Origin of the sequence: Zarconia navalis LEGE 11467 (genome assembly GCF_015207075.1) — a bacterium.
GTDB classification, from domain to species: domain Bacteria; phylum Cyanobacteriota; class Cyanobacteriia; order Cyanobacteriales; family Geitlerinemataceae; genus Zarconia; species Zarconia navalis.
In genome coordinates this window covers 1-10,934 of sequence record NZ_JADEXN010000122.1, presented here as the reverse complement: position 1 = coordinate 10,934, position 10,934 = coordinate 1, and the positions used below count along the sequence as shown (strand labels likewise).

The 10,934-nt window shown below is 51.5% G+C and carries 7 protein-coding genes and 1 pseudogene; 1 reads left to right on the top strand and 7 read right to left on the bottom strand.

Annotation, left to right across the window (positions count from 1 at the left end; all coding sequences use genetic code 11):
• The 4 genes from gnd to IQ235_RS08600 form a co-directional block, all read right to left on the bottom strand.
• A partial coding sequence (gene gnd / locus IQ235_RS08615) for an NADP-dependent phosphogluconate dehydrogenase (protein ID WP_264321067.1) occupies positions 1-1,049 on the bottom strand: 1,049 nt, incomplete at its 3' end.
• Positions 1,050-1,406: 357 nt separating this feature from the next.
• Complete coding sequence (gene modA, locus IQ235_RS08610; protein WP_264321066.1) at positions 1,407-2,246, bottom strand: molybdate ABC transporter substrate-binding protein; 840 nt, start codon at positions 2,244-2,246, stop codon at positions 1,407-1,409.
• Between the two features lie 50 nt (positions 2,247-2,296).
• The gene (locus IQ235_RS08605; RefSeq protein WP_319592563.1) at positions 2,297-4,351 is read right to left on the bottom strand and encodes an adenylate/guanylate cyclase domain-containing protein; all 2,055 of its coding nucleotides are present in this window, start codon (positions 4,349-4,351) and stop codon (positions 2,297-2,299) included.
• Between the two features lie 87 nt (positions 4,352-4,438).
• Positions 4,439-6,544: an OmpA family protein gene (locus IQ235_RS08600; RefSeq protein ID WP_264321065.1), complete on the bottom strand. Its 2,106-nt coding sequence runs from the start codon at positions 6,542-6,544 to the stop codon at positions 4,439-4,441.
• A 528-nt stretch (positions 6,545-7,072) separates the two neighbouring features.
• Here IQ235_RS08600 and IQ235_RS08595 point away from each other — a divergent pair.
• Positions 7,073-7,711, top strand: a complete 639-nt coding sequence (locus tag IQ235_RS08595; RefSeq protein WP_264321064.1) for a histidine phosphatase family protein — start codon at positions 7,073-7,075, stop codon at positions 7,709-7,711.
• Positions 7,712-7,880: 169 nt separating this feature from the next.
• Here the strand turns inward: IQ235_RS08595 and IQ235_RS08590 are convergent, their stop codons facing one another.
• The 3 genes and pseudogenes from IQ235_RS08590 to IQ235_RS08580 all read right to left on the bottom strand — a co-directional run.
• Positions 7,881-8,228: a CHAT domain-containing protein gene (locus tag IQ235_RS08590; protein WP_264321068.1), complete on the bottom strand. Its 348-nt coding sequence runs from the start codon at positions 8,226-8,228 to the stop codon at positions 7,881-7,883.
• Positions 8,229-8,296: 68 nt separating this feature from the next.
• Positions 8,297-9,400 (bottom strand): annotated as a pseudogene (locus IQ235_RS08585) (CHAT domain-containing protein); the annotation flags it as partial.
• 1,284 nt (positions 9,401-10,684) lie between these two features.
• Positions 10,685-10,934: hypothetical protein (locus IQ235_RS08580; protein ID WP_264321063.1), on the bottom strand; the 250-nt coding region annotated here is incomplete at its 5' end.

The window sequence follows — 10,934 nt, the reverse complement described above, 5'->3', positions numbered from 1 at the left end:
CCGAAGGCATCGGATGCTTTGCCCATCAATGCCATGCCTTGGGCGTAGGAACACATTTTCGAGCAGTAGAGGGCATCGCGCACTTTGTTGATAAAAGCCTCTACATCACCATCGAACTTGCCGCTAGGTCCGGATAATTCTTTCGAGGCGGCAACGCGCTCTTCTTTATAGGATGACATGATGCGGGCGGTGACCGCTGCGCCAATGGTGGGAATGGCCACCCCAAGTTCGAGGGAACTCACCACCGTCCAGCGTCCGGTTCCTTTTTGTCCGGCCGCATCGAGAATTTTATCGACGAGGAACCCATCCCCGAGATCGTCCTGCTTCTTGAAGATATTGGCGGTAATCTCGATGAGGAAGGAGTTGAGTTCGTCGGTGGCGTTCCACTGGGCAAATACTTCGTGGAGGCGATCGTTATCCAGTCCGGCGACGTTTTTGAGCAAGTCGTAAGCTTCGGCAATCAATTGCATATCGCCGTATTCGATCCCGTTGTGCACCATTTTGACGTAATGTCCCGCGCCTTTGGGACCGATGTAGGTGACGCAGGGACCATCATCCACTTGAGCGGCGATTTTGGTAACGATCGACTCGATTTCTTGGTAAGCTTCTTTGGTGCCCCCCGGCATCATGCTCGGGCCGTTGAGTGCCCCTTCTTCGCCGCCGCTAACGCCCATGCCGATGAAGCGCAGCCCCATACTCTCTAAGTCGGCAACTCGTCGATCGGTATCTTCATAGAGGGAGTTGCCCCCATCGATAATCATATCGCCTGGTTCGAGTAGGGGTTTGAGTTGGTCGATCACCGTGTCCACGGGTCCCCCAGCTTTGACCATCACCAGCAATTTTCGGGGACGTTCGAGGGAACTAACAAATTCTTCGAGGCTATAAGTGGGTTTGACATTTTTCCCCTTAGCCCGATCGGCCATAAATGCGTGGGTTTTGGTCGGCGTGCGATTATAGACAGCGATCGAGAAGCCATTGCGTTCGACATTCAGGGCAAGGTTTTCCCCCATAACGGCTAAACCGATCAGACCGAAGTTTTGTAAGGCCATAGAATCTCAATAAACTCTGCTGTGTAGGACGATTGATTTGTTCTCACTCTAAAAGGGTTTTTGGGATGGGGCGATTTCTATAACGAATTCTTCAAATCCGTAGGTATCCCGGTTTTTGCATGACCGATATCGTTAGCTTTACGGATAGTGGGGCGATCGATTTTTCGCTCTAACGATCTGTCAATTTAGCTGTGAGAGGTTATTTTCTCCCCGTTTCCCCATCCCGCCAACACTTCTCCATCAATTCGATGTTGACAGACATACGACTCCACCACACTCATTCTGACGGATTATCCCGACTCCGTAGCGCATCAACGTGGTGGACGACTAATATGAGTAAATTTGCGGACTTTCACCTCAAGCTGGGGTTTTCATTTGCTCGGCAGAGTCGATCGCGCCTCTCGAAAATCCGTACTTTTCAAACACCGTTCGCGCCCGATCGCCCGTGATAAACTCGACAAAATCCGTGGCGGCTTCGACCTGGGAACTGTTGCCCAGAACGGCGATCGGATAAACCACGGGAGAATGAGAATCCTGTGGGGCGATGGCGACAATTTTGACTTGAGGAGAAATAGCCGCATCGGTACGATATACAATTCCTGCATCGACATTATTGGTAGCGACGTAGCCGAGTACTTGCCGCACGTTTTTGCTGTAAATGGCTTTAGATTCGACGGCAGCCAGAAGACTTCGATCGATGAGTACTTCTCGCGCGTATTTTCCAGCCGGAACGCTATCGGGTTGCCCCAAGGCAATGCGATCGACTTTCGCGGTGGCTAAATCTTCAAATCGGGTAATAGCATCGTTCTTTTTAGAGACGATTAAAACGATTTGATTGGTTAATACGTCTTGACGAGTTCGATCGAGTAACAGGCTTTTTTCTTGCAATCGATTCATCTCCCGCGCCGCCGCAGAAATAAAAACATCCACGGGTGCGCCCTGCTCGATTTGCTGTTGGAGCGAACCAGAAGACCCGAAGTTATAGACGATCTCAACGTTAGAGTCTTCCTCGTCGATATATAGAACTTTAATGGCTTCCATGACCTCCTGAAGGCTAGAGGCGGCTGAGACAGTTAGCTCGACTTTAGACTTTGAAGGTTGAAAAGACCGATCGTTATTGAAGCGATCGCAACTTGTCAATAATAATACGACTGAAAAAAAAATACAAAATAAATAGAAATGAAACCCTTTTTTCATTCTTGATTCTCGATCTATTTTATTTTGTTACGACTTCAGGATGACAGACTTCAACTCAATACCTGAGTGGGAAACCAAAATCGATCGGCGTCCATTTTGGGAAGTGAATATTGCTGTTTTCCCTGGGGAGGATTCGCCAGATTTTCTTTTCGACCGACCAGAAAATAAGTCGTCATCTTCCCTTTCCCTTTTACAGAAATCGTACCGCGTTTTTCCAGGACGAACCGATCGCAAATTCGCCGGTAAATGGCTTCAGTGACTTGAATTTTCCCAGGAACGCCGTGGGATTCCATGCGGCTGGCCGTATTGACCGTATCTCCCCACAAATCGTAATTAAACTTTTTGATGCCAATGACTCCCGCCACCACCGGGCCGGTATGGATGCCAATTCGCAAGCTTAACTGTTGATGGTGGCGCGCGTTAAAGCTGACGATCGCCTGTTGCATTTCCAAAGCCATTTGAGCGATCGCCACCGCACTATTTGCTATCGGCTTGGGGAGTCCGCCAACTACCATGTAAGCATCGCCAATGGTTTTAATCTTCTCCAGACCGTGCTTTTCGCTGAGTTTATCGAAGGCGGAGAAGACCTGGTTGAGCAATCGCACTAAATCCGTGGCCGAAATTTGCGCTGATAGTTCGGTGAACCCAACGATATCGGCAAACAAAACCGTCACCTCCTCAAAGTCTTCGGCAATGATGCCCTCCTCTTGTTTGAGGCGGTCGGCGATCGCTTCGGGCAAAATATTTAACAGCAGGCGTTCGGTCTGCTCTCGTTGCTCGCTTAGAGCCGCTTCTGCCCGTTTTCGCTGGATGAATTGACCGAGTTGTCCCCCCACCAGGGTCATCATCCGCAGTAAATCTCGATCGGGCGATCGCACTTCTTGAGAAAACAGCGTCATCACCCCGATCGTTTCGTTGCCGATTTGGATGGGGAAGCCACAGGCACAGCGCAGGGATTGAGTCGTGGCGGAGGCAGTGCGTTTGAAGCGACGATCCCTCACCCAATCGGCAATCCACTCCGACTTTCCCCTCTGCCAAATTTGACCGGGAATTCCTTCTTGGGGGGTGAAGGTTTTCTGTCTCGCAGCAAGCATCCATTGAGATAAATCCACGGAAGGGTCAGACCAAGCCGCCACGCAACTCAATCGCACGTTTTGGGGTGACTCGCCTCTGGGTTTGTCGGGTTCTGTATCCGGCAGCCACAACTCCCCTAAATCCCAATGCAGGTGTTCGCAAATGCCCTGCAAGATTTTAGGCATGGCATCTTCGATCGCGATCGCCTCGGAAAGAGTTTGGGTAATGCTCAACTGAGCCAGCGTCCGCTGTTGAGCGCGCAGTTGTTTGGTGACATCGCGCCCGATATAGATCAGTTCTTGCCAGTCTCGTCCCTGGTTGGGAATTACAGAACAAGAAAACGCGATCGTGACGTTTTCTCCGTTCCGGCAACGACAAACCAATTCGACATTTTTTAAAATTTCCCCATCTTCAGCCAAAAGATATCGTTGAATTTCGGCAATATCGAAGTTGGGATCGTCGAGAATGCTCAGGAAATGCTGCCCCACCAGTTCGGATTTTTCGTAGCCGAGTAGGGCAATGGTGGCAGGATTGACTTTTTGAATGGTTCCCGACAGATCGGTAACGAGCAAAGCATCGGCCATGGACATGACGATGCTCTCGGTATAGGCTTCGGACACGGATAACCGATCGACGAGCAACATCATCTCGTTGGAGGCCTGCACGAGAGTTTGCTCCAAGGTCATTCGATCGGTCACTTCTTCCAAAAACAGGATTAATCGATCGCCATGTTGCCCGAGGGCGATCGCATAAATGTCGAGATAGATCGGAGCATCGGGTTGAAAATGTCGGACAATTCCTTTCAAGACAAATTGTTCTCGATCTCCATGCAACACCTCTGAAAAAATTTCTTCCAATCCAAACAGTTCTGGAAACCCGATACCGATCTCGGTCTCCACATCGAGCTGTCTGGGGTCTTCGACAAATCGATCGCTGCCCCCAGATACTCGAACGATTCTCAAGTCGGAGTTGAGAATGATGTATTCAACGTGCGGCGGCACGAATTTTTCTCGATTGAAAGAACTCATCATAGATGCAGATGCCTTTTTGAGTTTGTTAGTCAGACAAATCCTCAAACCGTTTCACGTCAATGTTAGACATTGCGTTTAGTGCTTTTGTCATTGAGAAATGGGGAAAAAAGAAACACATCTTTTCGACCATGAGGGAGCGTCCGATGGCAGATCTTGCGGCGAGTGGGGTTTGCCCGAAACCTCTAGCCGATCGGAAGCGATCCCGCGATCGAGCAGAACCGCTCTCACGGCAAGCGCTCGTTGCAGTGCCAATTGTTGATTCGGTTCGATCCCGCCGAATTCATCGCTGTAGCCGACAATCTCCAACCGCATTTGGGGATTTTCGTCGAGTAAGCGTTCGACCCAAGTGACTTTAGTCTCCAAATCGATCGATTCAATTTCCGCCGAACCGGGTTTGAAGTAAATGCGCGTATCGATCTTCAACGGCTGAGTGCCGACAGTGTTGGTGACTGATTCGATACCGGGAATGTTCTCGAAAGCTTGAGTGACTTGTCCGGCTTCGGAGGCATTGGCAACGGTTCCCGTCACGGCGACCCGTCCTCGATCGTACATCGCGCGAATGGCGTTTCCTTCCCGATCGTTGAAAATATTCACCGTTCGATCGACTTCTGAGGTCGTTAAACTCGGGTGCGGGGGGACGCGAACGGTGGCGATCTGACTTTCTAAGTTCCGAGTCGGCTCGATCTGACCGATGAGAATTTCAGCTCGTTCTTTGAGGGCGCGATCGGGAACTCGTCCGGTAACGGTAATCGTATCTCGTTTTGCCCGAGCCTTGAGTCCGTAGACAGACAATTCTGGGGTGGTGAAAAAGGTCTTGTTGAGGCGATCGCTCACTTGCCGGTCGATTCGATTTTGATATTCCCACATTCCCAACGGAATGGCGATCGCACCGAGTAGTGCCACGCCGATAACGGCTAAAGCGGGCGGCCCTTTGCGCGGGGGTTTCGCACTCGTATCGAGAAGGGTAGACAAGCTATCTCGCACGTCATCGGGGATGCTTTCGGGGTCGCCTTCAAAAGCGGCAATTTCTTTATCGCGGTCGCGCACGATCGCCCCAAAAACCTGCTGCGCGCGTTTGATATAGCGTTTGGAGGGATCTCCATCAGTCACCACCGCCAGGTAGCTGTGTCCGGCCACTTCGAGGAGGATTTTGGAATCGCCGTAGGTAATCTCGTTTAGTTCCCCCTGAGTATCCGAAGCCGAGACGTATTCGGAGACGAAACTGCGCATGGCCGTGAGCATTCCGGCCACCATGTCCGATTCAAATTCTTCACTATCCGTCGGTTGTGCCGAGGCAATGGTTAAACCCGAAAGTTTGTGAATCAAGAAAACCATGCGGATGGAAAAGGAATCGGCTTCGGCTAGCAGGAGTTCCGACTCGGAGACCCCTTTGAGTTTGGCGCGGATTTTGCGAGAAATCGTCTTGACGCTGAGGGCGTTTTCGACTTTGTCGTTCACCTCCCGCATGGTTTCGGCGATCGCTTTAGCCACGGTATCGCCAATAATCGGATAGAACGCATCGATGGTCGATTCGGCACTAATCCGGATTTGTTCTTTGAAGGCGGCCGCCATTTCCGGGGCGATCGCCAGGGCCATTTCTTCGGGCTTATCTGCAATGCGCTTGGCAATGGCAGGGGGTAAAATGGGGGCGATCGCCTCGCTCATGGAATCGCCACCTTCCTGGGCGTTGTTTTGGATGGCGCGATCGATGATTGGAGCCAGTGCTGTGGAGAGGGAATCGCCATCGAGCTGAATTTGCCCGGCGATCGCATCGGAAAGCACCGGCGCTAGGGAGGTGGCTAAGTCTTGGGGTTGCTGTTGGGCGAGGGCGGCGATCGCGGCGTTAATTTCCTCGATTTGCCCCAGTCTCAACTGACTTTTGAAATGTTCTCGGACGGTCTGCTCGATTTGCAAAACTAAGGCTTGAGAAAATCGCCCTTTCGATAGCAGCAGCTGAGTGCCCAACCGTCGTTCGAGGCGCGCGGACAGTTGAGCGATCCACTCGGGTTCGGTGTCATTGGAGGCGGCGCTATCGACTTCGTTGGATTGAAGATAGGCGATCGTTTCTCGCCACTGGGCAACTTCCGACCCGAGCAAAAGGTCTTGAAGAGCCGCGACGGGGTCATCTGTGGGTGTAGCTCGAGACGGCTGAAAATTTTGAGTAGATGCTGGTTGGCTCGTACTAAGAGTCATAAGGCACTCTAGAAAATGGTAAATAAATGGCAACTCGATCTCAGCGGGAGACATCTGAAATCATGAGTTTGACGCAACAATATCGGCTGTCCAATTACACCCAATCACTCAACATCGAGGCTCTTAAAGTTTGAATTCTCGTACCTGCATACAAGCCTATGGTAACGGTAATACACGATTTTCGAGTCCCATTTAATCGAGTGATTTTGAGTGAGAAATGACTATTTTCCCAAATCCCGATACTTTTATCTTATAGTCCCAACTCGGTCGTGTCAGGATGCTAATTCCTCCTAAATTACCATCCGTAAATACACTGAATTTGATAGTTTGTAGAGAAAAGATAAATATGGAAAACTAAAATTCATCTATAACCGATCGCACTTTGTATTTCAAGAATTTTGTATCTTGACCCACATGTTTTATTTTGTAAGACTTAAAATAAATCAAATATTTTATTTTAAGTCTTACAAAATAAAAAAAGTGAAAGGTTTTGTGGTTTGATAGCAATGGAAGAAACTACACCGACCTATGGCTCAAACAATTTGGATTGCTCGACACGGAAATCGCATTGACTTCGTTCGTCCCGAGTGGTTCGACACTGCAGAGCGCCCCTACGATCCCCATCTCTCCCCCGATGGTGAAATTCAGGCGAGGGAATTAGGCGATCGCCTCCAAGGTGAGGGCATTACTCATATTTTTGCCTCTCCCTTTTTGCGAACGGTGCAGACGGCGAATTATGTTGCCGATATTCTCGATTTACCCATTAAATTAGAATGGGGTTTGTGTGAATGGCTCAATCCGGGCTGGATGAAAGAAATGCCCGAAACCTTACCTCCTGAAACCTTAAAAAAACAGTTTTCTCGAATTGATTTAAGCTATCGATCGGTCGTGCAGCCTCAGTACCCAGAAACCGACAAACTATGCCAGCAGCGGACGGCAAAAACCGCACGGCTTTTAGTTGAAAACTATTCCACCGATTTATTATGGATCGGGCATGGAGCGTCGGTAGTAGGAGCGGCGATCGGACTATTAGGAGAATCCCGAGAAATAAAGGCCTCTCTATGCTGTTTGGTGAAGCTCGCGCACCGAAATTCTCGATGGGCGATGGAACTTAATGGTGATACATCCCATTTAAGTCAATCGGAGACGATCGTTCGCTTGAATTAAAAGAAATTCAATATTTTTTTATGTTTTTTCCCTTGTAAGGATGGGAAAAGAGGGAGAGGGTTCGATCGCTTTAAAACAAGTTGAGCATATACAAATTAACTGCACGTTAGCTTATTATCGATCGAGTTTCACGACAATTGGTAATCCTTGGTAGAACCGTACTGCCGAATCACCGCCAATCTCCCACCAAGACGTACGGGGCCCAGTACAGCGGTGCATCGCGACCGCGATCCCCATGCAAAAACGAAAGTTGGGCGCGACGTAGCGCCTCCGCGCGAGTTTCCCCAGCCACGAGGGATTTGTAAAAATGCCCCGCAAACTCTACAGCCGAGTCATCTTTGAGACTCCACAGGGAGGCGATGGTACTGCGGGCCCCCGATCGCACAGCCACTCCCGCCAGTCCCAAGACCGCACGTTTGTCTCCCGGTGCGGTTTCGCAAGCACTGAGAACGAGCAAATCGATCGCCTTGGCCCGATCGGGATTTCGGGATCGGAAAAGGCGATCGAACTCGCGAATCTCGATCGGACCGTCGGCAGCGAGAATAAATGTATTTTCTGCTTGAGAACTAAACCGATTAGGTTTTCGAGATTAGCCAGATCGAACTCTTTATCGAGTAGTTGTTCGGTAGCAATTCCCACATCTTCAAAGATCTGCAACTCTTCTCGGACGTAGGGAAGGGGCGAAAATCCAGAACCGACTGGGGGTTCGCTCAAACCGGCAACCAATCCCCTCAATTCGCCAGTCAGCGGTTGTGCGTCGACAAGATACAAACCCGGTTCGATGGCCACGGGATGCTCTTCAATCAGGTATTTTTCGCCATCGTACAATGCTGCCATGGGAATATTGCGCAACTCGCCATCGAGAACGAACACCAAGGTTTCATTTTCGGTCAGTTGAGAGGCAATCGGCGCGATCGACCATTGGTAAATCTGGTGGGACAACCGTTCGATTTCTCGATAGGCATAGGGCGTTTGCAACTGAAACCGGAGTTCTTCAATCGTCGCGACGAGTTCGGATTGGGGGACGATGGTGCGATAGTGCAATAAATCCGATCGTCCCGGCAACCGAACGATGAATTCCAATCGATCGGCTAAAATAATTTCGTAAATGGCAACGGCTTTCGGGTCGAGGCGATCGATGGCTTGGGGTTCGGCATCCACGCAGGCATCGCGAAAGAAGTTATCCAACTCTGCGAGTCCGAGCAACTCGATCGCCTCGCGGGCTTGGCGAAGATCGTCCTGGGACGGCGATTGGGGCGCTAAGAGCAAATCCACTAACTCGCGGTACACCGGTTCGACCCGATCTCGAAAATCGAACTGCACGTCCTGAGAAATCGCTACCAAATCTTTTCGCAGGGACTGTAGGGTCTTCACTGCTTCAGTGTAAGCCCCGATCGCCTCAGCTCGATCGGGAGAGGTCTGGTTTTTTAAAATCCGCCCCCACTGCCACTGCCACTGATAGGCAATATCTCGAGCCTGGATCGACTGGGCTAACAACAGGGCATTTTGGGTATAGGTTTTCGCCTTCTCTAATTGCCGATTCCCTTCGTAAAACTGACCCAAGTAACCGAGGGTATAGGACTCGGCCCGCGCATCTCCCAAATCTCGTGCCTGGTGTGCCGCCGCCAGCAACAGCCGTTCGGCATCCCCACTCAGGGCGACGTTCGACCTGGGCAAACCTCCCCCCATCAGACCGGCCACGGTTACATCGCCGCCCCAAACTCGTTCCATCAAGCTGCGAGCGAGATCGGTGCGGGCGTAGATGGTTTGGCGACCAATGGGCAACCGATCGATTTGTGCTTCAAGGTCGGGCCAGCGATCGATTTGGGGCACTCGATGGAGGGGATTTCGATCCGATCGACTTTCCCACTCCACCCTCAAGCTGAGGGCATCGAGTTGGGCTTGAATCTTGGTGGTTCGATTTGCGTTGGATGCGGCTCGATCGTAGCAGGTGAGGGCCAGGCGGGCGGCGGCTTTGGCGGTTTCGGAATGGTTGGAGTTATCGGAATTTTTTAATTCCCATTCTCGCTCGTAGATGGCGCGGGCTGTATTTCCCAGGCTAAACTGAACCGCCCCAATATCGGTGGGGGATTGGAGTCGGGTGGCAATTTCCAGGCTTTGGCGCAACGCTCCCCCGGCGGTTCTGGGTGGAGAGACCTCCGGAGGCAATCCATCCTCCATCGCCAATGCTGGCAACAACGTGCAAGTGCGATCGTCGAGATACTCTAAATTTCCGAACTTCCCCAACACCCGCAAAACGTTGCCCTGGCTGCGGAATCCCGCGACTTTGAGGGGGGAGTCGGGTTGAGTCTCTAACGTCCGTTCTAGGGCTTCGAGGGTGGTCTCGGCGCGACGATATAAGCCCAATGCCCTCATCGCCCGCAGGCGATCGAGCTGGCTGCGAACTACCCCATTTTCATCCCCAGCCCGATCGTAAAGTTCCGTCGCATTTTCCCAATCCTCCAAAGCGCGATCGTACTCTCCCCGCTCGAATTCCAAGTTGCCGCGAATATGCAGAGTTTGGGCATAGATGCTCGATGCCGTCCCCTCACTATCAGGGGCACTCAGGAGTTGCAAACTTCGATCGATTGCCGTTTGGGCTTCGTCCCACCGTCCCAGTTTTTGCCAGCACAGGGAGAGATTGCTCAGGGCCATCGATCGCCGCCCAGGGTCGGTTTCCGCCTCGGCCATTTGCTGCCAAATCCGCGCGGCTTCGGCAAAATTTCCCGCTCCGTAGAGGTTTCGACCCTGGGCTTCGAGATCGACGGTGGTGTTTTGGGAGGTGGTGTTTCGATCGGTGGTATTTTGAGGGTTCCGGGCGATCCTCAGTTCTACTAGGGGGGAAAGGGAACTGGCAATGTGCGGTGTCTGGGTTGCTGATGCCCCGGATGCGAGACGGGGCAAAACCTGCAATCCTAACACCAAGCAAAATCCCAGGGCAAACACCAGCATTTGGAATAAAACGCGCTTCATCTAACCTTCCTCCCCAACTTCAGATGACTGGCAAGTGACGCGAAACTTCTCGTTCCCGTGGGGGATTACGGTGGGAGGATGCGCCGTCAGAATCACTTCGCCATCGGGTCCGAGAATCCAACCCTGGGCTTCAACGAGGCGATCGGGCTGGGATATATTTTCAGGGGTGGCGCGATCGTCCGAGCGATCGAGTTTCACTAACTCCACAAACCCCTCTTCCCCCCGTAAAGACTCCCGAGGGGTTGGGGGC